Below are 22284 nucleotides of genomic sequence, written 5' to 3'. Positions count from 1 at the left end.
GAACGGCCGTGGCCGTTCCCGCCGGCGGGTGCGGAGGTGGGTGCGGAGGAGGAGGGCGGGCCGGCTACAGCAGGTGCTGCGCCCGGAGATCCGCCACGTACTTGGTGATCAGGTCCCGCGAGAGGTGCGGGATGTCGTTCTCCGCGTTGAGGGCGGCGGCCCGGACCGCCGCGCGGAACCGGTCCGCCGGCAGGGCGGATCCGGGCAGCGGCTCCGACGGCGTGGCGAAGGCGTGCAGCAGGGGGAGCAGCGAGTGCTGCCGCTGGCGGTCGGGCAGGCCGCGCATGGCGCTCTCGAAGCGGTCGAGCCACTCGTCGTAGTCGTGGATGCGCGTCAGGGGGTGTCCGGCCGCCACCAGCCAGTCGACGAAGGTGTCGAGGGAGATTCCGTCCTCGTGCGGGTTCACGATGTTGAAGGTCCGGTACCCCTCCCGGGTGTCGTCGCCCAGCGCGGCGACGGCCTGCGCGGTGAAGTCCACGGGCAGCGCGTCGTAGTGCCCGCCGACGTCGCCGGGGCCCCGGGCGTAGAAGCTGCCGGGGGCGATGCCGGTCGCCAGCAGGCTCAGCAGGAGGCGGGTGAACACGTCCGGGACGTTCAGCTGCCCCCGGTAACGCGGGTGGGCGAGGATCAGGTTCGAGCGGAACACGGCGACCGGGAGGCCGAACGTGTCGTGCGCCTCGCGCAGCAGCACCTCGCCCGCCCACTTGCTGGCCGCGTAGCCGTTCGCGTAGCCGCTGCCGAGGTCGCGCGTCCCGCTGGCCGTGCGGATGTCCGCGTCCTCGTCGGCCGCGGCCGTGGAGTCGAAGACGACGGCGACCGTCGACAGGTAGGTGAACTGTTTGGCCCTGGAGGTGACCGCGAGCCTGATCAGTTCGGCCGTGCCCAGCACGTTGGGGCCGAACAGCTGGTCGTAGGGCAGGACGTGGTTGACGAGCGCCGCCGGGTGGACGATCAGGTCCACGGTGTCGGCCAGCCGCTGCCAGGTCTCCCGGTCGAGCCCGAGGTCGCTCTCCCCGACGTCGCCGGCGACCACCTCCAGGTGCGCGGCGGCCAGGCCGTGGTAGCGCCGGAGGAGCTCCGGGTCGCCGCTGTCGAAGGCCGCGTCGAGCCGTGCGCGGGCCGCCTCGTCGGTAGCGCCGCGGACCACGCAGACCAGTGTGCCGCCGCGCTGCGCGACGCGCTCCAGCCATTCGAGGCACAGGAAGCGGCCCAGGTAGCCGTTGGCGCCGGTCAGCAGGACGGTCCGGGCCTCGGGCAGCGGGCCCGTCGGCCGGCCGGTCCGCGTCGGGGTCCCCGGGTCGAGGAACGCGTCCAGCGTCAGGTCGCCCGCCGCGAGCCGCGTCGCGCCCGGTCCGTGGACCTGGTCGGCGGTCGGGCGCCGGTCGCCCGACGCGAGGGCGTTCTCGATGTGGTCGGCCACCCGCTGGAGCGTGTTGACCGGGTTGATGACGACGTCGACGGGGACGTCGACGCGGTAGACCTCCTTGAGCAGTTGGGAGAACGACAGTGCGGAGAGGCTGTCACCGCCGAGTTCGAGGAAGCGCGTCCCGGGGTGGACGTCGTCCTGCCGGTTTCCGAGCAGCGCGCGGGCGGCCAGGCACACGGTCTCCGGTACGGGCCGGGACGGGCCGACCTGGCGCAGTGCCCGGAGTTCGTCGCTCTCGCGCTCGGTCAGCTCGGCGTACAGGGCTTCGAGGCGCTCGCCGTAGCGCTTCGCCAGCGCGGGGCGCAGCAGCTTGCGCACGCCGGAGAGCAACCCGTTCTGCTGGCTGAACGGCTCGGTCTCGATGAGGAAGTCCCGTGGGATCTCGTACGAGTTGAGGCCCGCTCCGGTGGCGAGGCGGTGCAGGGACTCGCGCAGGAGCGACCTGAGGCGCGGGCCGTCCCCGGCGGCGAGGTCGAGCGCCTCCTGAGTGGGCACGATGACCGCGAGCAGGTAGGCGCGGGCGCTGTTGCCGTACACGAAGACCTGCCGGACGAGCGGACTGCCGGTGAAGAGGGCCTCCAGCCGGGAGGTGGCCACGAACTCGCCCTGCGACAGTTTGAGGACGTTGGAACGGCGGTCGACGTACACGAACTCGTCGGGGCCGGTGAGGGCCACGATGTCGCCCGTGCGGTAGAAGCCGTCCTCGTCGAAGACCTGGGCGGTGGCGTCCGGCCGCTGGAAGTAGCCGGGAACGAGGCGATCCGACTTGACCAGCAGCTCGCCCCTGGGGTGCGGGGAATCGGTGCGGAAGTACCCCAGCTCGGGCACGTCCGCCAGCCGGTGGTCGGTCACCGGCGGGCGCAGCACCCGGCCGTCGAGCGAGACCAGTCCGGCTTCCGTCGACCCGTAGCCGTTGAACACCCTGATCCGCAGGCAGCTCTCCAGGAACGCCGCCAGCTCCGCGCTCATCGGGGCCGAGCCGTAGGTGGCCCACAGGAGACGGCCGCCCAGGGTCTTCTCCCGCAGCTCCTCCTTCGCGCGGTCCGCCTGCCCGGCGGTGTCGCCCCCCGCCTCGCTCCGCTCGTTGCGGCGGGCCGACTCGCTCCGGTAGCGCTCGAAGAGCATGTCGCAGATGCGGGGCACCAGGATGAACTCGGTGGGCCGGACCAGGGAGAGGTCCACGAAGAGGGTCGACAGGTCGCTCGACGCCACGAAGTGGGCGGTGCCCCCCTTGGCGAGCGTGCCGAACAGCACGCCCCGTCCCATCATGTGGCTCAGGGGCAGGTAGTTGAGAACGATGGACGGCTGCGGCCCCTGGCCGGGCACGAAGTCGATCCAGAAGTGCTTGACGAGACGCTCGGTGTACACGGCGCCCTTGGGGGTGCCGGTGCTCCCCGAGGTGTAGATCAGCGCGCTGAGCGTGTCGGCCGTCGAGCCCTCGGGGACCCGGGGGAGCGGTGGCAGGCTCCTGCCCCGCTCGACGATCGATGCCAGCGGGTCCAGGGTGACACCCCGGCCCTGCGCTACGAGCCGTCCGCGGGCGGAGTCCAGCGCCTCCTGGTGGTCGGTGACCTCCGGGCGGTGGCCGAGCACGACGATCCTGCCCAGTGACGGGGTGTCCGCCGCGATCCGGAGCGCGACGTCCAGGTGTGCCACGTCCACCGCCAGCAGGCGTGGTCCGGTCTGAGCGACGACGGGGGCCAGGTGTTCCGCCGAGGCGCCGGCCTGGAGGGGGACGCACACCGCGCCGGAGCGGACGCAGGCCAGATCCAGCACGGCGTACTCGGGGCTGGTGGAGCCGAGGACGGCGACGAAGTCGCCCGGGCCCACGGCGTGGTCGGGGTGGTGGCGCCACTCCGAGGCCACCGCGCCGACGCGTTCCCACAGTTCGCCGTAGGTGATGGTGTCGAACCGGTCCAGGAGGCGCAGGGTGGTGCGGCCGGTGTCCGGGTCGGTCACCGACTCGGCGGCGCGCTCGCCCAGGGCGGGGCGGTCCGCGTACCCTTCCATCACCGTGGCCACGAGGTCGGCGAGCGGTAGGCCCGGCCGCCGGATCGCCTCGCTGACGGCCTCCAGGGGTGCGGCGGCGCGGAACTGCGGATCCGTCGCGTACAGGTGGGCGGTGCGTCGGGCGGTGCGTGCGTCGAGGTCGTCGGCCGGGGGCGGTAAGACGGGCATCGGTGTTCTCCTCTACGGCCTCGAAGGCCTGCGCAAGGGATGGGTGGTCTTCATTCTTCGGTGGAGGCCGGTTCGGTGGAAGTGAGTGGTGCCTGGACCTCGTGGTCGTGGGTGAGCCGGACGATCGCCGCCGCCGCGGTGCGGGCGCCGCTCTCGTCCTGGGCCTCGATCGCGTCGACGAGTCGCCGGTGCAGGTCGGCGTGCTCCTCGGCGGCGGTGGCGTCCCAGGGCAGGCCTCCCAGGGCGGAGGCGAGGGCCGTGCCGAGGTAGTCGTAGACCTCGATCAGGAGGTCGTTCCCGCTCGCCCGGACGACGGCCCGGTGGAACAGCGCGTCGACACTCATGGCCGCGGACCTGTCCTCGCCGGCGCAGGCCGCGTCGGCGTCGGCCAGTAGGTCCCTCAGCTGGTGCAGCTGGTCCTCGCTGCGCCGCAGGGCGGCGGCCCCCGAGGCGTACTCCTCGAGGACGGTGCGCAGTTCGAGGACGTTGTCCCGCCGGGCGGAACTCGCCCGCCGCACCATGACCGACTGGAGCTCGCTCGATGCGCGGACGTAGGTGCCGTCCCCGGCCCGGGGTTCCAGCAGGCCGAGGTGCACGAGCGCGCCGATCGCCTCCCGCAGCGTGCTGCGTCCGACCCCTAGCTCCTCGACGAGGACCTGCTCCGGCGGGATCCGCGTCCCCACCGGCCAGCCGCCCGCCTCGATGTGCGAGCGGAGGCTGTCCACGAGCTGCGCGGAGAGGCTTGCCGTCCTGCGCGGTGTGCTGATGCGTGTCATGGGGGCAGCCTATACAAACATCAGACATTTGGACATCGCATGTCTCTGGGCCTGGGCCGCCCCGGTTCCCACCGCCCGGCCCGCGATACGCCACCGGCGGGAACGGCCGTGGCCGTTCCCGCCGGTGGCAGGGGAGTCGGGTGTGCTTACGCGTCGACCTTCTCCGGCTGCTCCGGCTTCTCCGGAGCGGGTACCTCGGACACGGCAGCCGCGCTGGTCGGGCTGTCCAGGCCCCGCAGCAGCCGCCAGGCCATCGCGGCCGCGCCGATCAGCAGGACGGCGGCCAGCAGGCCGGCGCTGTTCATGCCGTGCGTGAAGGACTCCCGGGCGCTCGCCAGCAGCGGCTCCGCGACGCCCTGCGGCAGTGCGTGCGCCGTCTCGACCGCCGCGCCCAGCGACTCGCCGGCCCGCGCCGCGGCCGCCGGATCCGTCCCGGCCGGGACGACGAGCCCGCCGGCGTAGATCGAACCGACCACCGAGCCGACCAGCGCGATGCCGAGCGCGGTGCCCAGCTCGTACGCGGTCTCCGAGACCGCCGAGGCGGCGCCGGCCTTGTCGGCGGGTGAGGCGCTCAGCACCAGGTCGGCGCCGAGCGTGTAGACCACGCCCTCGGCCGTTCCGACCAGCAGGAAGGAGGCGGCCAGCAGCAGGTAGGTGGTGTCCTGCTGGAGCCAGCCGAGCACGCCCACGCCGAGGCCCATGGCCAGCAGGCAGCCGGTCAGCGCCGCCCGGGCGCCGGTGCGGCGCACCAGCCGGGCCGTCAGCAGGCCGCCGACGACGGCGCCGACGAAGGCCGGCAGCTCGGCCAGGCCGGCCCGCAGCGGCTCGTAGCCGCGGACCAGCTGGAGGTACTGCGAGGTCACGAAGACCACTCCGGACAGGCCGATCAGGGCGATCAGCGAGGCCAGCACGGCGGCGGTGAACCGCCGGTCGCGGAACAGTCGCACGTCCAGCAGCGGGGTCTCCAGCCGCAGCTGGCGGCGGACGAAGACGGTCAGCGCGGTGACGCCCAGCACGAAGGCGACCGGGACGTCCCAGCGCGCCACGCCGTGCGCGGCGGCCTCCTTGATCGCGTAGACCGTGTCGATCACCCCGGCCATCGACAGGGCGACGCTCAGCACGTCCCAGCGGCCCGGCTTCGGGTCCTTGGACTCCGGCAGCAGCCAGGCGCCGAGCACCAGCAGCAGGAGCAGGATCGGGATGTTCATGAGGAACACCGAACCCCACCAGAAGTGCTCCAGCAGCACCCCGCCGACCACCGGCCCGAGCGCGGCGCCGGCGGTGGCGGCCGCACCCCAGATGCCGATCGCGGTGGCCCGCTCCCGGTCGTCCGGGAAGAGGCCGCGGATCAGCGACAGCGTCGAGGGCATGATCGTCGCGCCGGCGACGCCGAGCAGCGCGCGGGCCAGGATCAGCCAGCCGGCGCTGGGCGCGTAGGCGGCGAGCAGCGAGGCCGCGCCGAAGGCGGCCGAGCCGATCAGCAGCAGCTTCTTGCGGCCGATCCGGTCGCTGAGCGAGCCCATGCTGACCAGCAGGCCGGCCAGGACGAAGGAGTAGGAGTCGCCGATCCAGAGCAGCTGGGTGCCGCTGGGCTCCAGCGTCTCGCTGATGGAGGGGATGGCGAGGGAGAGGACGGTCGCGTCGAGGGCGACCACGGTGACGGCCAGGACGAGGACGGCGAGGCCGGTCCAGCGCTGGCGGGGGCTGGCAAGGACGGTACTGCTCATGGGGTATCGGTTTCCGGTGTGCGGGCCGAAGGTGCTGTGGGCGGGGGAGTGGCGGCGTCGGGCCGGCGCAGCGCGCCGCCGAGGAACAGCTCGGCGAGCGAGAAGGCGGCGTCGCGCGGGGCGAGGCGGCCGTCCTGGATGGCCCAGCCGACGCCGGCCACCAGGTCGAAGAAGGCCTCGCTCAGCCAGGCGGCGCTCAGCTCGATGCGGAACGTGCCCTGCTGTTGGCCGCGCAGGAAGAGCGCGTGCAGTCGAACGATCTGGAGCTCCCAGAGGTCGTTGACGCTGTCGTCGTCGTAGAGCTGGTTCTCGCCGGCCAGGAAGGCGCAGAGCGTGGCGTCCGGGACGGCGGCGTCGACCAGGCGGCGCAGCGCGGCCTCGGCGTCGCCGTCCTCGACGGCGGCGGTGTCCAGGGCGGCGGCGAACCGGCGCAGGCCGAGCAGGCCGACCTCGCGGATCAGGGCCTCGCGCCCGGGGAAGAGCCGGTGCAGGGTGGCGCGGCTGATCCCGGCGGCGCGCGCGATCTCGTCCAGGTGGGCGGTCGGGCGGCGGGAGAGCACGCCGACGGCGGCTTCCAGGACGGTGTCGCGATCGGTGGCCATGAATCGAGTGTAGGCCACATGAGACATGGATGTCTCAAAATTATGGCTGGCGTCTCGGATGAGGCGTTGACTGCCACGGTTGGGGCGGCAAAAACCGGGGACGGCGGGTGCCGTCCCCGGTCGGGTGCCGCTGTCGTGCGGCCGGTTCAGCTCGGCTGGTTCAGTTCGGTCGGTTCGGCCCGGTCGGGCCGTGCGCCGCCCGGATCAGCTCTGGTTGTAGAACCCGGTCTCGTCGAGCGGGCGGTCGATCACCATGACCTCGACGTCGGCCGGGGTGAGCAGGAACACCCGGCGGGCGATCCGCTCGATGCCGCCCTGGGTGCCGAAGATCAGCCCGGAGGCGAAGTCCACCATCCGCTTGGCCTCGGCTTCGTTCATCTCGGTGAGGTCCATGACCACCGGGATGCTCGCCCGGATGTGCTCGCCCACCGTGCGGGCCGCCTCGAAACCGGTCGGCCGCAGGGAGACGATCTTCGCGGGCGCGGGGACGGCCGGCATCGTCTCCTGATCGACCCACTCGTCCTCGTACACCGCGGCCGGGTAGTTCCCGGAGGGCATCAGCCACCCGTTGTGGTGCTCGTCGCGAAGTGCTCCCATGCCGCGCCTCCCTGCCTCGTCCCGTCCTGGTCCCCCGGGGCCGCGTGCCCTTTTTGACACGTCATCCACTCGTCGGAACTGTCCGAGTATCGCACTGTTCACCGGTCCCGTGCCCGCTCGCGGCCCCCGTACGAGTCGTGCCGCGACGGAAACCCGGGCGAACCCGGGCAACATCAGCGACGCGGCGGTGAGCCGTACGGTTGCGCGCGTAGACCATATCGGTCGGGGTCACCGCGCAATTGACCATCTGTCAACAATGAGGAAACGATTTCACTCGCCGGTGGTGCCGTCCACCAGTTCGCGCAGAAGATCGGCGTGGCCGTTGTGCCGCGCGTACTCCTCGACCATGTGCACCAGGATCCAGCGCAGCGTCACCTCCTCGCCGCGGCGCAGCCGCTTGCCGACGGTGTCCAGCGACAGGCCGGCGCTCGCGCGGCGGGCGGCCTCGACCTCGGCGCGCCAGGTGGCGAAGTCGGCCGCGACGTCGGCGGTGTCGACGTTGTTGAAGTCGCCGTCCTCGTCGGCCGCGGTCCAGTAGTGGTTCTCGGTGTACTCGTCGCCGCGCAGGATGGCCTGGAACCAGTACTGCTCCACCTCGGCCATGTGCCGGACGAGGCCGAGCAGCGAGAGGGCGGACGGCGGGGCGGAGCGCAGCCGCAGCTGGTCGTCGGTCAGGCCCTCGCACTTGAGCGCGAGGGTGCTGCGGTGGTAGTCGAGCCAGGCGGTGAGCATGGCGGTCTCGTCGGCCGCCATCGGCGGGTCCACCCGCGGGGAGAGTTCGGTCATGCGGGACATCCTGGTGCCCACCGACCGGCGGGCGCGAGCGAATTGTCGAGCGCCCCCCGAGTGCCTCGGAATCTCGGCCGGTCAGGGGGGTGTGGCGGTCAGGTGCTCAGGTGCTCAGGCGGCCGGTGCGCGGCGGCGGGCGGCCACGGCCCGCCACAGTCCGACCACGCTGCCCAGCAGGAGCAGCGCGATCACCCCGGCCGACACCAGGAAGGCCGCCGAGCCCGGCTCGCCCGCGCTGGCCGCCGCCGTCACGTACACCGCCGTGGTCGGCACCACGCCGATCGCGGTGGCGAACAGGAAGGGCGCGAAGCGCACCCCGGAGAAGGCCGCGCCGTAGTTGGCCGCCTGGAACGGCATGCCCGGCAGCAGCCGCAGCACCAGCACGCTGCGGAAGCCCTGCTCGGTGAAGCGCCGGTCCAGCGTGCCGAGCACCCGCCCGCGCAGGTGCGGCCGCAGCGCCTCGCGCCCGAGGCCCCGGCCGAGCCCGAAGGCCATGGCCGCGCCCAGCGTGGTGCCGAGCACCGACAGCAGCACGCCCTGCTGGATGCCCAGCAGCAGCCCGGCGGCGGCGTTCAGCGCGGGCCGGGGGACGAAGGCGAGCGTGCCGACCGCGTACACGGTGGCGAACAGCGGCGCGAACCAGTACCCGGGCATCCGGTCGGCGAGGCCGCCGTTCAGCAGCGCCGTCGGGCTCCACAGCAGCAGCGATCCGGCCGCGGCGCCGAGCAGCACCACCAGCAGCGCGAACCGCCACCACGGCGAACGCGGCGCGGGGCCGGACGGCGGCTGCTCGACGGCGGGCGGGGTTGTTGCGGGCGCAGGCGGCGCGGGTGCGGGCACCGGCCGAGCCTAACCGGTGCCCGGACAGGACCTGCCGTCGAGGGCGGTCGCGGTCAGCTGTACGGGGGCTTCTCCGGGTTGTAGTGCCAGAACTGGTTGTCGCCGCTGTGGAACTCCCACTGGATCACCGGGGTGCCGTCGGTCAGGGTGCCGCCCGAGACGTCCAGGACGAGGCCGCTGTAGCCGTTCACGATCCGGCGGGGCGTGCCGGGGTGGCTGGCCGGGGGGTCGCTCCAGCTCTGGTTGGCGCCGCCGTCGCAGGTCCACTGGTCGGCCTGGGTGCCCCAGGTGGTGCTGAAGGCCGGGATGTCCAGGCACTTGCCGCTGTTCAGGTTCACCCAGCCGCGGGCGCTCTGGGTCCACTGCTGGTTGGCGCCGCCGGTACAGGTCCAGATCCGGACCGGGGCGCCGTCGTCGGTGCGCCAGTCGGCGACCTCCAGGCACAGGTCGTCCGGGCCCGCGTACATGCCGGTGCGGATCTCGGCGGGCCCGAAGTCGGCGGTGGCCGCGGTGGTGGCTGCGGTGGTGGCTGCGGGGGCTGGCGGGGCGGTGAGCGCCACCGCGGCGGTGGCGAGGGCGGCCGTGGCGGCGGCGAGCCGCGCACGACGGGACAGCCGGGAAATGCGGGACAGCCGGGAAATGCAGGACTGGCGGGACTGGCGGGACATCAGAGCGTCCTCCGGGGGGTCGCGGATGCGGAGCGGTCGGCGAGGAATCCCAGCAGACGTCGCCAGGAGTCCTGGGCCGCGTCCGAGTATTCGACGGCGGAGAGCTCGAAGAAGTTGTGCGGCGCGCCCGGGTAGGTGACGAACTCGTGCGGGTTGCCGGCGGCGGCCAGGGCCGCGTCGAAGGCGTCGACGGCGGCGGGCGGGATGTGCTCGTCCGCGCCGCCCCAGAAGGCGAGGATCGGCGCGCTGAGGCCGGCCGCGAGCTGAGTGGGCCCCGGGGAACCGTTGATCGCGTCGGGGTATCCGTAGAAGCCGACCGCGCCGGCCAGCCCGAACCGGGGTGCGGCGGCGCGGAAGGCCTGCCGGCCGCCGAAGCAGAAGCCGAGCGCGACCACCTCGGCCGGCCCGTTTGCGCGCAGCCGGGTGAGGCCGGCGGCCAGGTCGGCGTCCAGGCCTTCGGGGGTGAGGGCGAGCAGGTGGCGGAGCAGGCCGGGCAGGTCGCCGAATTCCTCCGGGCGGCTTTCGGGATCGGCTCCGGCGGTGCGGCCGTAATAGTCGACGACGAGCGCGGGGTGGCCCTGTTCGGCGAGCCGGGCGGCGGTCTGCCGGTAGAAGCCGGAAAGGCCCTTGTTGTCCGGCAGGACGAGGACGCCGACCCCGGTGGCCACCTCGGGGCGGGCCAGGAAGGCGGCGAACTCGGTGCCGTCCGCCGAGGTCAGGGTGAGCGCCGCCGCCTCGGCCAGGGGCCAGAGCGCGGGGGTGACGGCGGGCGGGGCGGCGTCGGGGTCGTAGCACACGGGGTCCACCTCACGGATCGCGAAACCGCCGGGCGCGGAATGCGCCCGGCGGTCGGCGATATTAGCGAGGAATTCCCCGGAATTTCCTAGATCATATCGCAGAGAGATCTTTTTTCGAAGTGCTTTCCGGTGACGTTGCGGTCACATTCTCGGCGCCAGATCCGGGGGAATTCCGTTCGGCCCGGCGCAGCGCCCCGGCGCTCAGCAGCAGCGCGAAGGCGAGCGCGGTGACCAGGCCGAAGGAGACGGTGAGCGAGGTCGCCTGGGCGAGGGCGCCGATGATCGCGGGCGCGACCAGGCCGGAGGTGTAGGTGACGGTGGCGACGCCCGCGATGGCCTGGCTGGGGTTGCTGCCGATCCGCCCGGCCGCCGCGAAGGCCAGCGGGACGGTGACCGCGATGCCGATGCCGATCAGGGCGAAGCCCGGGATGGCGAGCGCCGGGCTGTCGGCGGCCACCACCAGCAGGCCGCCGACGGTGGCGACGGCGCCGCCGAGGCGGGTGGTGCGCACGGCGCCGAGCCGGCGGACCACCGCGTCGCCGCAGAGGCGGCTGACGGCCATGGTGAGGGAGAAGGCGGTGTAGGAGGCGGCCGCGACGGTGGCCGAGGCGCCGGTGACGTCCCGCAGGTAGACGCCGCTCCAGTCCATCGAGGCGCCTTCGGCGAAGACGGCGCAGAAGCCGACCAGTCCGATCACCAGCGAGCTGCGCGGCGGCAGTGCGAACCGCGGCGGCTCCTCCGCCCCCTCCGGTGCCCGCAGGTCGGGCAGGTTGCGGCAGACGGGCTGCGCGAGGGCGAGCAGCACGAGCGCGGTGACGGCCAGCTGGAGCCGGGCGTCGAGGTCGAGGTGGGCGGCCAGGATGCCGAAGCCGGAGGCCAGCAGCCCGCCGGCGCTCCACATCCCGTGCAGTCCGGACATGATCGAGCGGCCGAGCCGCTGTTCGATCTCCACGCCCTGCGCGTTCATCGCGACGTCCGCCATCCCGGCCGAGGCGCCGTACGCGAGCAGCGCCACGCACAGCACCGGCAGCGAGGGGGCGAGCGCGGGCAGGGCGAGGGCCAGGCACCAGAGCGAGATCAGTCCGCGGACGGCCGCCCGCCCGCCGTAGCGGTGGACGAACCGGCCGGCCAGCGGCATCGCGAGGGAGGAGCCGATGGCGGGCATCACCAGGGCCAGGCCGAGCTGGCCGGGGGAGAGGTCGAGGCGGTCCTGGATCCACGGGATGCGGGTGACGAAGCTGCCGCTGACGGCGCCGTGCACGCCGAAGACCAGGGCGATGCCCGCCCTGGCCCGGCGTGGGGAGGCCAGTGGCTCCAGTGAGTGTGCGGTCGTGCTCATCCGGCGTTCCCTCCCGGGTCGCGCAGGCGGGGCGGCGCGACGGTGCCCTGTGTGGGTGGTTGACGTGCTGGTGGGTGGTCTGGCGTGCCCGGCGGTGGTTCTGACGTGCCTGAGGGTGGTCTACGTGCAGGCCGTTCGGTCCGCGCGGCGGCGACGGCCGTCCGGCGGATGGTCCGATAAAATTATCAGGAAGGGACCCTGATAGAAACACTCTGGAAGGATGAGCCGCCATGACCACCGCGCGCACGGCCACGCCGAGCACCGCCCGGGCGATCAACGACCGGCTGGCCCTCAACCTGCTCCTCGAACAGGGCCCCCTGACCGCGACGGAGCTGCGCGACCTCACCGGCCTCTCCCGGCCGACCGTCGCCGACCTGCTCGACCGCCTCCAGCGCACCGGCCTGGTCGCCGTCGTCGGCGAGCGGGGCGAGCAGCGGCGCGGCCCCAACGCCCGGCTCTACGCGCTGGTCGCCTCCCGCGCCCACCTCGCCGCCTTCGACGTGCGCTCCGGCGGCGTCAGCCTGGTCGTCGCCGACCTCGCCGGGCGCACCCTCGCCAGCGCCGAGGTCCCGGTGCACGGCGACGGGACGCCCGACACCGCACAGCACCTGGTGCGCACCCTGCTGGACACCGCGCGCGGCGTCGGCGTCGAACGGCTGCACACCGTCGCCGTCGGCGCCCCCGGACTGGTCGACCCCGCCACCGGGCGCCTCAACAGCACCGGGAAACTCCCCGCCTGGCACGCCGAACTGCTCGCCGAACTGCGCGGGCTGCCCGGCACCGAGGTGATCCTGGAGAACGAGGTCAACCTGGCCGGCCGGGCCGAGTACCGGATCGGCGCCGCCCGCGACCGCGACACCTTCGTGCTGCTCTGGCTCGGCCACGGCGTCGGCGCCGCCGTCGTCCTGGACGGCCGGCTGCGCCGGGGCTTCTCCGGCGGCACCGGCGAGATCGGCTTCCTGCCCGTCCCCGGCACCGGCGGCCTGCCCAGCGCCACCGGCTGCGACGGCGGCTTCCACAGCCTGGCCGGCAGCGCCGCCGTCTGCGAGCTCGCCCGCGCCCACGGACTTCCCGCCGGCGTTGCCGGGGACGCCCCCGCCGCCGAGGCGGCCGTCCGCGCCGCGCTGGACGCCCTCGGCCCGGACGGGCCCGGCGGGCCGTTCCTGTACGAGCTGGCCGCGCGGATCGCGGTCGGCGCCGCCAGCATCTGCGTCGTCCTCGACCCGGGCTGCGTGGTGCTCGGCGGCGAGCTCGGCCGGGCCGGCGGCGCCGAACTGGCCGGCCGGGTCGAACGGCGGCTGGCCGAGCTGTCGCCGCTGCGCACCGAGGTCCGGCCCGGCACGGCGGGCGGCGGCGCGGTGCTGGCCGGGGCCGTCCTCACCGCCGGGGACGCGGTGCGCCGCGACCTCTTCGGCGAGCCCTGACCCGCCTCGCTTGGCGGCCCCGGCCGCCGGTACGGCAGGATGACGGCGACGGCCCGCCGCGCGTGCGGCGTCCCCGTTCCCGTCCCACGTTCCCCGGGCCAGCCCCGGGGCAGTTCCCGAGTCAGTGTCAGGAGTCGTACATGGGCCAGTCCGAGGCGCCGGTCAACCCGTACCGCATCGGTGAAGCCGCGGCGCTGCTCGGGGTCAGTGCCGACACCATGCGGCGCTGGGTGGACGCGGGGCGGGTCGCGGCCGAGCGGGACGAGCACGGCCACCGGATCATCCCCGGCGTCGACCTCGCCGCCTTCGCCCGCGAGCTGGCCCGCCCGGAGAACGCCGAGGCCGAGGGCCGCCCGTCCTCGGCCCGCAACCGCTTCCCCGGGATCGTCACCCATGTGGTGCTCGGTGACGTCGCGGCCCAGGTGGAGGTCCAGGCGGGGCCCTTCCGGGTGGTGTCGCTGATCAGCCGGGAGTCGGCGGAGGAGCTGAACCTCGTCCCCGGTGCCCCCGCCACCGCGGTCATCAAGTCCACCAATGTGATGATCGAGCGGCGTTAGCCGCGCGCCGCGCGCCGACGGCGCGTCGAGCCCCGTCCGTACCGGTTCCGAACGAGAGGCCCGCCCGGGATGTCCCACCCGCATCTGCCGACCACCCAGAGCGCCGTCCGCGCGGTCGGGGAACCGGCCGCCGACCGCCGCCGGGTGCTCGCCGTCGCCCACCGCGGCGACCCGTACCGCCACCGCGAGAACACCCTGCCCTCCGTCGAGTCCGCGCTCGCCGCCGGCGCCGACGCCGTCGAGGTGGACGTCCAGCTCACCCGCGACCGGGTGCCCGTCCTGCTGCACGACCGCACCCTGGAACGCCTCTGGGGCGACCCGCGGTCGATCGGCCGGGTCACCACCGCGCAGCTCGACGAACTGCGCCGGGGGCCGCTCGCCGTCCCGACCCTCGCCGAGACGGTCAAGGTCGTCGCGGCCGCCGGAGGCCCCCGGCTGCTCATCGACCTCGACGACCCCGGCCCCGTCGCCGCCACCTGGTCGGTCGTCACCGGCCTCGGCGCCGAAGGGCTGGTCTCCTTCTGCGGCCCCGCCACCGCCATGCTCGCCGTCCGCGCGCTGGCGCCCGGCGCCGAGATCGCCCTTACCTGGAAGGAGCCCCGGCTGCCCGTCCGGGCCCTGCTCGACGACCTGCGCCCGCGCTACCTCAACCCGCCGTTCGGCCTGGTCACCCCCGAGTTCACCGCCGCCGCCGCGGACGCCGGGCTCGCCGTCTCCACCTGGACCGCCGACCTGCGCCGCACCATGCGCCGGCTGCGCGACACCGGGGTCGCCTCCATCACCAGCAACCGGATCGGCGTGCTGCGCGCCGTCCTGGACGGCCGCCGGTGAGCCTGCCGCCTGCTGGTCGGGGTCGGCCGCTCCGGGTGGACGGGGGCGTTCCGGGGCGAACTGAGGTCCGGCGCTCGAACGCGTCCGCCAGGGTGCTTCGTCCGATGAGGTGAGCTCCACCGGCTGCTCTGTACGCGACGGACGGGGGGCGGATTGAATCGGCTCCACCCTTGATCGGTTGGACGACGGCGTGCCGTTGTCGCCGGGGAGCCGGCCGGAAGCGGGCACGCTGACGGATCGTCCGCCGAGACGGGGTGATTCGGACTCGTCGACGAGCCAGGCGGAGGTGGCCGTGCCCGAGGAGCACCCGGCTGGGGAGGGCCCGGCGGTGGAACCCCGGTTCGTGGGCGGGGCCGCGCCGGACCCCCGCAGGCCGTACCTGATGCTGCCGCCGGTGGTCCGGCAGGCGGCCGCCTGGGCCGCGGCGGTGATCCTGCTGCTCGCCCTCGCCTCGCTGCTGGTCTTCGCGCTGGTCGAGCTGCGGGCAGCCACCGTGCCGGTGGTGCTGGCGCTGCTGGGGGCCTCGCTGCTCTATCCGGCGGTGCCGTGGATGGTCCGGCGGGGCGTGAACCGGGGGCTGGCCGCCGGGCTCACCTGCGTGTTGCTGGTCGCCGCCGTCAGCGGGGTGATCGCGCTGCTGGTCAACGCGCTGGTGCACAGCGCCCCGCAGATCGCCGAGTCCCTCCAGCAGGCGGGCAACCAGCTCGCCGCGTGGCTCGGCCCGACCGGGGAGAAGATCCGGCACGCGCTGGACAACGCCAAGGGGGAGACCAACTCGCTGGTCTCGACCGTCACCAACGGCGTGCTGTCCGGGCTGGGCCTGGCCACCCAGCTGATCGCCGGTGGCGTGCTGGCGCTCGCCCTGGTGTTCTTCTTCCTCCGGGACGGCCACCGCACCGGCGACACGATCCGCTCCTACCTGCCCGAGCGCAGCGCCGAGACCGTGATCGCCTGTGCCGAGCGGGCCTTCGACGCGATGGCCGGCTTCATGCGCGGCACCTCGCTGATCGCGCTGATCGACGCCACCTTCATCACCATCGGCCTGGTGGCGCTCGGGGTGCCCGGCGCGCCGGGGCTGGGCGCGCTGGTGTTCATGGGCGCCTACATCCCGTTCGTCGGGGCCTTCCTGTCCGGGGCGGCGTCCGTGCTGGTCGCGCTCGCCGACGGCGGGATCGGGACGGCGCTGTGGGCGCTCGGCGTGGTGATGGCGGTCCAGCTGTTCGAGGGCAACGTGCTCCAACCCCTCATCCAGAGCCGGACGGTGGAGCTGCACCCGGCCACCATCATGGTCGCCGTGGTGGCCGGCTCCGGGATCGCCGGCATCCTCGGGGCGCTGCTCGCCGTCCCGGTGTGCGCCGCCGGTGTGGGCATCGTCTCCGTCCTGCGCGGTGTCCCCGCCCCGCGGGCCGCCCGTCGCGCGGGGAACGGGGAGTAACCCGGTTGCCGGGGGCGGGGCGGGCGTGCGAGCATCACTAATGCGATAATAGTCGCGATAGTGAGGGTGGGGGTTCGCATGACACGGATCGCGGAGCTGATCGAGGTCGCCGAGGAGGGGGCCGGACCGTACGGGGTCGCCGTGGGGCCGGACGGGGGCGTGTGGTTCACGCTGGTGCACGCCGGGGAGATCGGACGGCTGGCGGCGGACGGCACGGTCGAGCGCTACGGCCTCGGGGCGCCGGAGTGCGGGCCCGCGGTGCTCACCGTCGGCCCGGACGGCGCGCTCTGGTTCACCCGGATGCGCGACCACCGGATCGGACGGATCGACACCGACGGGAAGGCGAGCTCCTTCGCCGTCCCGACGGCGGGCGCCGGGCCGTACGGGATCGCGGCGGGGCCCGACGGGGCGCTCTGGTTCACCGAGCTGAACGCCGACCGGATCGGGCGGATCACCGTCGAGGGCGAGGTGACGGAGTACCCGCTGCCGCGGGCCGGGGCCTTCCCGTCGTTCATCACGGCCGGCCCGGACGGCGCGCTCTGGTGCACGCTCAACCAGGCGGACGCCGTCGCCCGGATCACCGTCGGGGGCGAGGTCGCCGTCCACCCGCTGCCCACCGGGGGCACCGCCCCCGTCGGGATCACCGCCGGGGCGGACGGCGCGCTCTGGTACGTCGGCATCGGCGGCGGGCTGGTCGGCCGGATCACGGTGGACGGCGAGGTCACCGAGTACCCGCTGGCCGACCGGGCGGCCCGGCCGCACGCGATCACCTGCGGCCCGGACGGCCGGCTCTGGTTCACCGAGTGGGGCGCCGGCCGGATCGGGGTGCTCGGCCCGGACGGGCAGCTCGACGGCCACCGGCTGCCCGGCCCGGCCGCCGAGCCGCACGGCATCGCCGTCGGCCCGGACGGCGCGGTGTACGCGGCGCTGGAGCGCGGATCGATCGCGCGGTTGGCGCCGCGTCAGGGCTGACGGCGCAGCAGCTCCTCCAGGTCGGCCAGCAGGTCGAGGGCGGCGGCGCGGTCGGGCACCGCCGCCGGGGCCGGGGAGCGCTCGGCGATGACCCGCAGGGCGGCGGCGGCCTGGCGGGCGAACAGGGCGAGCAGGTCCAGCTCGGGCAGGCTGGACCGGGCCTGCGGGGCCGGGTCCAGCACCTCCAGGACGCCCAGCACCCTGCTGCCGTGCGTCAGCGGCGCCGCCATCAGCGCGTTCGGAACGTACGCGGTGGACTCGGCGAAGGCCCGGTCGAAGGTGCGGCTCGCGCCTAGGTCGTCGACCACCATCGGCTCGCCCGAGGCGGCGACCCAGCCCGCGATGCCGCTGCCCGCCGGGAAGCGGCGGCCCACCAGGGACTCCTCGCCGCGCCCCGAGACGGCCTGGAACACCAGCTCCCCGGCCGCCTCGTCGAGCAGGCAGACCGAACCGGCCTCGGCGCCGAAGATCGCTCGGGCCACGTCCACCACGGACTGCAGCAGCTCGCGGGCCAGCGGGTCGACGGCGGGATCAGTGCTGAGGGTCATCGGGCGCCTCCGTGATGGGGGTGGACGGGGTGGGCTCGGTCGTCGAACTCCCGCCTGGGGGACGGTGAGGACCGGCCCCGGTGCCGACCTGGACGTTGGCTGCGGTGAGGTAGAGCGCGCTCTTCAGCTGGAAGGTCGTCAGCCTCGGGTGGCCGGACAGGATGCGGGCGCACAGCCCGGCGACGTACGGGGTGGCGAAGCTGTTGCCGGTGGTGCGGATGGTGGAGCCGCCGAGCCAGGGGACCCGGACGTTCTGGCCGGGGGCGAAGAACTCGACCGGCGGCGCCGGGTTGTACAGGTGCAGGGCCGGGTCGTCCTCCTGGTGGCTGCCGACCGAGATGACCGAGGAGAACCGCCAGGGGTAGCTCTCCACCGGGGTGTTGTGGGCGGAGGCGACGATCGCGGTGCGGGCGAAGAAGGCGTCGTCGGCGATCGCGTGCAGCTCCTCCAGGAAGCGGGTCCGGGTGGTGGAGAGGCTGAGGTTGACGACGTCGAAGCCCTGCTCGACGGCCCAGCGCAGCCCGGTGATCAGCATGTCGCCGGTGCCGGTGAAGCGTTCGCCGAGCACCCGGACGCTGTACAGCTCGCAGTCCGGGGCGGTGCGGCGGATGATGCCCGCGCAGGCGGTGCCGTGGCCGCAGGTGTCGCCGGTGCGGTCGGGGCGGACCACCAGCTCCCGGGTCGTCGGGTCCTTGACCACCACCCAGGAGCCGTTCAGCGGGCCGACCAGCGGGTGGTCCGGCTCGATGCCGGAGTCCACGACGCACACCCGCACGCCCTTGCCGGTGCCCCCGCCGTCGGGACCGGTGGTGTCGGGGCCGGTGGTGTCGTGGGCGGTGGTGTCGGCGAGCACCGGCAGGTCCGCGGCGGCCCGGCCGCGCAGGCTCCAGGTGAGGCCGGCCGGGCCGCTCACCGGGCGCCGCCGAGCCGCTCGGCCCGGCGCACGCCCGGCAGGTGGCCCTTGGCGGCGAACCGGTCCCGGGCGGTGGCGGCCGCCACGGCGGCCTCGGCGCGCCGGTCGAGCAGCAGCAGCGCGTGGGCGCGGTCCAGCGCGGTGAGCGCCTGGAGCAGCAGCGACTCGGTGGCCTCGGCGGCCTGGGCGGCGGCCGCGGTCAGCTCCAGCGCCGGGTCGGCCTCACCCCGGGAGGCGGCGAGCCGGCCGCGCAGCGCGTCCAGCTCGATCGCCAGCACCGGCGGCAGCGCGGACGTGGCGTCGACGCCGTCCAGGTGGCGGGCGGCCGGGCCCGGGCGGTCGGTGTCCAGCAGGGCGCGGGCGGTGGTGAGGGCGAGCCGGGGCAGCGGGGCGGCGTTGCCCAGCCGGCGGGCGACCTCGGCGGCGTCGGCGAGCAGGTCCAGCGCCTGCCCGGTCTGGCCGGTGGCCGCCGCGGCCTGGGCGGTCAGGGCCGGCAGCGAGACCATCGCGTCGGCCAGCGACAGCTCGCCCGCCAGGCCGTTGGCCTCGGCCAGCAGCAGTTCGGCCTCGCCGGGCCGGTCGCGCAGGGCGAGCAGGACGGCCAGCGGGCCGTTGAGCGCGACCCGCACCGTCCGGTGGCCGGCGCCGTGCCCGGCCAGCAGGGCCCGCAGCCGGAAGACGGCGTTCGGGACGGGCTCGGGGCCCGCCAGCAGGGAGGCGGCCAGCGCGGCCAGCACGGCGGCCCGGTCCAGCTCGGCGTCGGTGCGGGCGGCGTGGTCGAGGGCGTCGTCCAGCAGCCGCTCCGCCTCGGTGTGCCGGCCCGCCAGCAGGTGTTCCTCGGCCAGGCGCAGCCCGGCCCGGGCCTGGCCGAGGTCGTCCCGCAGGTCGATGAAGAGCGGGAGGACGGCGCGGGCGGTGGCGGCGGGCTGCTCCGGGCCGGGCGGCAGGCCGCGGGCGGCCAGCGCGAGCCGGGCGTGCGCGGCGTCCAGCGGGTCGGCGGCCGAGTCGCGGACCTGCGCCAGGACGGGCAGGGCCTCGTCGGCCCGGCCGAGCGCCAGCCGGGCCTCGCCGAGGCGGCGCAGCGTCGGGCCGGCGGTGCGCTCGTTCGGGTAGTGCAGCCGGACGGCGCGCTCCAGCAGGTCGGTGGCGGCGGGCAGGTCGGCGTGGGCGAGGGCGTGGGCGCCGGCCACGCCGAGGGCGGCCGCCGCGCGGGTGCGCAGGGCGTCCGTCCGGGCGTCCAGCAGGCCGAGTTCGAGCCGGTAGCGGTGGGCGCGCTCCAGGTGGCCGCCGACGGCGGCGTCCCCGGCGGCGCGGACGGCCGGCAGGTCGGCGGCGCGTTCGTGGCGCTCGGCGCGGGCCCGCTTGGACATCGACTGGTAGACCGACTCCTGGACCAGGCCGCTGCTGAACCGGAAGCTGGTGCCGGCCGGTTCGACCAGGCGGCGCTCGGCCAGCCGGGCCAGAGCGGCGTGCAGCCGCGGCGGGGTGTCGTCGCCCGCGGGCAGGCCGGGGAGGCCGTCGAACGGACCGGTGAAGACGTCGTCCTCCGGGTCGGCGAAGGCGTCCTGGTCGGCGCCGCCGCGGGCGAGCTGGGCGAGTTCGGCGGCGGTGAAGGCGCGCCCGAGTACGGCGGCCAGGTCCAGGGTGGTGCGCTCGTCGCGCTCCAGGTCGTCGATCCGCGCGCTGAGCAACGCCCGGCCGGTGGGCGGGAGTTCGTCGGCGAGGGCGGGGCCGTCCGCCTCGGTGAGGGCGGCCAGCAGCTCCTCCAGGTGCAGCGGGTTGCCCTCGGCCCGCTCCAGCAGCCGGGTCGGCACCGCGTCCTGGTGGGCGCTCAGCTCCGTCAACTGGGCGGCCAGCAGCGCCGATTCGTCCCAGGACAGGCCGCCGACCGGCAGCGCCGGCAGCTCCGGGCGGGAGGCCGGCAGCTCCGGCCGGGCCAGGCACAGCAGCAGCACCGGGGCCTGGCCGAGGGCGGCGACCAGCCGCTCGGCGGCGTCCAGCAGCACCGGGCCGGCCCACTGGCAGTCGTCCAGGACCAGCACGGCCGGGCGCTCGACGGTCCGCCCGCGCAGGATCGCGGCCAGCCGGTCCAGGGACTGTTCGGCGCCCACCCCGGGCGCGGTGGCCTGTGCCAGCCGGTCCAGCGCCTCGGCGGGCGCGGGCGTCCCCGGGCCGCCGAGCAGGGCCCCGACGGCCTCCGCGAGCGGGGTCAGGACGCCCTGCTCGCCGTAGCTGCGGCAGCGGCCGGTGCCGCAGCGCGCGGTGTGCCGGCCCGCCCGCTCCTGCCACTCGCGCACCAGCCGGGTCTTGCCGATCCCGGCCTCACCGACGACCAGCAGCAGTTCGGCGCCCTGGCCGCCGGCCACCCGGGCCAGCGCGGCGTCCAGTTGGGCGAGTTCGCGCTCCCGCCCGACCAGCGGGACGTCGAAGCGGCGCAGCAGCTCGGGGTCGTCCTCGTCCAGCCCGACCAGGCGGTACGCGGTGACCGGCTCGGTCTTGCCCTTGAGCCGCAGCGGGCCGACCTCGTGCACCTGGGCGGCGGGCCCCGCCGCGCGCAGGGTCTGCGGGCCGATCAGCACCTGGCCGGGGGCGGCCTGGGTCTGCAACCGGGCGGCGATGTTCACGGTCTCGCCGGAGATCAGGGCCTGGCGCGCCGAGGCGTCCGAACCCGCCACCACCTGGCCGGTGTTGACACCGATCCGGACGTCCAGGCGGACCCCGAGGGTGGCGTCCAGCTCGGTGTTGAGGTCCTCCAGGTCCTCCAGCATGGCGAGCGCGGCGGCCAGCGCCCGGTGGGCGTCGTCCTCGCGGATCACCGGGACGCCGAACACCGCCATCACCGCGTCCCCGATGAACTTCTCCAAGGTGCCGCCGTGCGCCTCGATCTGACGGTGCATCCGTTCGAAGTAGCGCAGGATCACCTCGCGCAGCGTCTCCGGGTCGAGCGCGCCGGACAGGGCGGTGGAGTCGACCAGGTCGCAGAAGACCACCGTCACCAGCTTGCGCTCCTCGGCGGCCAGGTCGAGGGCGGCGGCCCGGGGGGTGCCGCAGGCGGGGCAGAACTGGTCGTTCGTGCTGGCGAGTTGGGCGCAGAGCGGGCAGGGCATGGTGGCAGTCCTTCGCTAGTCCTTCGCGGTGCGGGGAGTGCATCGGGGAGTACATGAGGTTGGGTGGTGCACGGGGCCGGGGCGTGCACGGAGCCGGGCGTGCGGGCGTGCCGGGCCAGGCTCCCCGGCCCGGCTTCGGGCCCGGTTCGCGGCCGCCTTGCCGGCGGTATGGCCGCAGCTCGAAGCGGGTGTGCAGGGCCGCCGGGCGGGCTCGGCGGGCCGGGAGGCGCCGCCCGCCGTCGCCCCGACCTGCGGCCATACCGGTGCCGTACCGGTTCCCAGGCCGTGCGCAGCCCCGCCTGCCTACCGTCTTCACCACGGCGGGCCACCACCCGTCGAACCCCCACCGATCAACCCAGCGAGAGGAGTTCAGCCATGGCCGAGAACATCGACCCGATCGTCGGCGAGGACAGCGAGGAGACCCCGGAGGTCGAGGCGCACGCCGCCAACGTCCTGGACCTCCAGGCGATGAAGGTCCTCCAGGAGGCCTCCGACGGCAGCTGCTTCAGCCTGATCAGCTACGTCAGCTCCGCCGAGACCTCCGCCTGACCAGCGGCAGGTCAGCGGTGTCCGGCGCGGGGGCGGGCGCACCACCGCCCCCGGCCGCCGGGCAGTGATTGGCTTCCGGGGCGGTCCCGCCGGTGCGGGACCCCCCCCGGCCGATAGCAACCCCCACCCCCGAGGAGGGCCATGGAGGCCACCTCGCTCTCCCCCACCCGGGGCTTCCGGCTGCTCTGGGTGGGCGGGCTTGTGGCCAG

The 22284-nt window shown here is 74.8% G+C and carries 19 protein-coding genes; 6 read left to right on the top strand and 13 right to left on the bottom strand.

Going from position 1 to position 22284, the window contains the following annotated elements; all coding sequences use genetic code 11:
* Positions 1-64: 64 nt before the first annotated feature.
* The 10 genes from car to ACFVHI_RS32275 form a co-directional block, all read right to left on the bottom strand.
* A complete protein-coding gene (gene car / locus ACFVHI_RS32320) occupies positions 65-3604 on the bottom strand; it encodes a carboxylic acid reductase (RefSeq protein ID WP_380345319.1) in 3540 nt (1179 codons plus the stop codon).
* A gap of 50 nt (positions 3605-3654) precedes the next feature.
* On the bottom strand, positions 3655-4380 hold the full coding sequence (locus ACFVHI_RS32315; RefSeq protein WP_380345317.1) for a FadR/GntR family transcriptional regulator: 726 nt from the start codon (positions 4378-4380) through the stop codon (positions 3655-3657).
* Between the two features lie 146 nt (positions 4381-4526).
* The gene (locus ACFVHI_RS32310) at positions 4527-6107 is read right to left on the bottom strand and encodes an MFS transporter (RefSeq protein ID WP_380345315.1); all 1581 of its coding nucleotides are present in this window, start codon (positions 6105-6107) and stop codon (positions 4527-4529) included.
* Positions 6104-6709, bottom strand: coding sequence for a helix-turn-helix domain-containing protein (locus ACFVHI_RS32305; protein WP_363373430.1), 606 nt, complete (start codon positions 6707-6709; stop codon positions 6104-6106). Before ACFVHI_RS32305 ends, ACFVHI_RS32310 begins: the two co-directional genes overlap by 4 nt.
* A gap of 204 nt (positions 6710-6913) precedes the next feature.
* The gene (locus ACFVHI_RS32300) at positions 6914-7306 is read right to left on the bottom strand and encodes a cell division protein SepF (RefSeq protein ID WP_063346197.1); all 393 of its coding nucleotides are present in this window, start codon (positions 7304-7306) and stop codon (positions 6914-6916) included.
* A 270-nt stretch (positions 7307-7576) separates the two neighbouring features.
* Positions 7577-8092: a DinB family protein gene (locus ACFVHI_RS32295; RefSeq protein ID WP_063346196.1), complete on the bottom strand. Its 516-nt coding sequence runs from the start codon at positions 8090-8092 to the stop codon at positions 7577-7579.
* Between the two features lie 114 nt (positions 8093-8206).
* On the bottom strand, positions 8207-8935 hold the full coding sequence (locus tag ACFVHI_RS32290; protein WP_380345312.1) for a TVP38/TMEM64 family protein: 729 nt from the start codon (positions 8933-8935) through the stop codon (positions 8207-8209).
* Between the two features lie 53 nt (positions 8936-8988).
* Positions 8989-9603, bottom strand: a complete 615-nt coding sequence (locus tag ACFVHI_RS32285) for an RICIN domain-containing protein (protein WP_380345310.1) — start codon at positions 9601-9603, stop codon at positions 8989-8991.
* On the bottom strand, positions 9603-10400 hold the full coding sequence (locus ACFVHI_RS32280) for a dienelactone hydrolase family protein (protein ID WP_380345308.1): 798 nt from the start codon (positions 10398-10400) through the stop codon (positions 9603-9605). Before ACFVHI_RS32280 ends, ACFVHI_RS32285 begins: the two co-directional genes overlap by 1 nt.
* 91 nt (positions 10401-10491) lie before the next feature.
* Positions 10492-11739, bottom strand: a complete 1248-nt coding sequence (locus ACFVHI_RS32275; RefSeq protein WP_063346193.1) for an MFS transporter — start codon at positions 11737-11739, stop codon at positions 10492-10494.
* A gap of 230 nt (positions 11740-11969) precedes the next feature.
* On the opposite strand from ACFVHI_RS32275, the gene ACFVHI_RS32270 reads away from it, so the two are divergent.
* From ACFVHI_RS32270 to ACFVHI_RS32250, 5 genes are all read left to right on the top strand, one after another.
* Complete coding sequence (locus ACFVHI_RS32270; RefSeq protein WP_380345305.1) at positions 11970-13163, top strand: ROK family transcriptional regulator; 1194 nt, start codon at positions 11970-11972, stop codon at positions 13161-13163.
* Positions 13164-13303: 140 nt separating this feature from the next.
* Positions 13304-13720, top strand: a complete 417-nt coding sequence (locus ACFVHI_RS32265) for a molybdopterin-binding protein (protein WP_208869038.1) — start codon at positions 13304-13306, stop codon at positions 13718-13720.
* A 69-nt stretch (positions 13721-13789) separates the two neighbouring features.
* Positions 13790-14551, top strand: coding sequence for a glycerophosphodiester phosphodiesterase (locus ACFVHI_RS32260; RefSeq protein ID WP_380345303.1), 762 nt, complete (start codon positions 13790-13792; stop codon positions 14549-14551).
* A 292-nt stretch (positions 14552-14843) separates the two neighbouring features.
* A complete protein-coding gene (locus ACFVHI_RS32255) occupies positions 14844-15986 on the top strand; it encodes an AI-2E family transporter (protein WP_244293259.1) in 1143 nt (380 codons plus the stop codon).
* Positions 15987-16064: 78 nt separating this feature from the next.
* Entirely contained in the window at positions 16065-16958 is an 894-nt protein-coding gene (locus ACFVHI_RS32250) for a virginiamycin B lyase (RefSeq protein WP_380345301.1), read from the top strand.
* Here the strand turns inward: ACFVHI_RS32250 and ACFVHI_RS32245 are convergent.
* Genes ACFVHI_RS32245 through ACFVHI_RS32235 form a run of 3 tightly spaced genes read right to left on the bottom strand, consistent with a single transcriptional unit; the run spans position 16949 to position 21526 of the window.
* Positions 16949-17506 (bottom strand): GAF domain-containing protein, encoded by a 558-nt coding sequence (locus ACFVHI_RS32245; RefSeq protein WP_063346190.1) that lies wholly within the window; start codon positions 17504-17506, stop codon positions 16949-16951. The two genes, ACFVHI_RS32250 and ACFVHI_RS32245, sit on opposite strands and share 10 nt — an antisense overlap.
* Positions 17490-18419, bottom strand: coding sequence for a S8 family serine peptidase (locus tag ACFVHI_RS32240; protein WP_380345299.1), 930 nt, complete (start codon positions 18417-18419; stop codon positions 17490-17492). Before ACFVHI_RS32240 ends, ACFVHI_RS32245 begins: the two co-directional genes overlap by 17 nt.
* Entirely contained in the window at positions 18416-21526 is a 3111-nt protein-coding gene (locus ACFVHI_RS32235) for an adenylate/guanylate cyclase domain-containing protein (RefSeq protein ID WP_380345298.1), read from the bottom strand. Before ACFVHI_RS32235 ends, ACFVHI_RS32240 begins: the two co-directional genes overlap by 4 nt.
* Before the next feature lie 375 nt (positions 21527-21901).
* Here ACFVHI_RS32235 and ACFVHI_RS32230 point away from each other — a divergent pair, with 375 nt between their 5' ends.
* Complete coding sequence (locus ACFVHI_RS32230; RefSeq protein WP_159398320.1) at positions 21902-22075, top strand: hypothetical protein; 174 nt, start codon at positions 21902-21904, stop codon at positions 22073-22075.
* Positions 22076-22284 lie beyond the last annotated feature (209 nt).

The sequence above is a fragment of the Kitasatospora sp. NPDC127121 genome (assembly GCF_042677305.1).
GTDB lineage: Bacteria > Actinomycetota > Actinomycetes > Streptomycetales > Streptomycetaceae > Kitasatospora.
The sequence above is the reverse complement of the archived record's forward strand: the minus strand, read 5'-3'. Positions and strand labels throughout refer to the sequence as shown.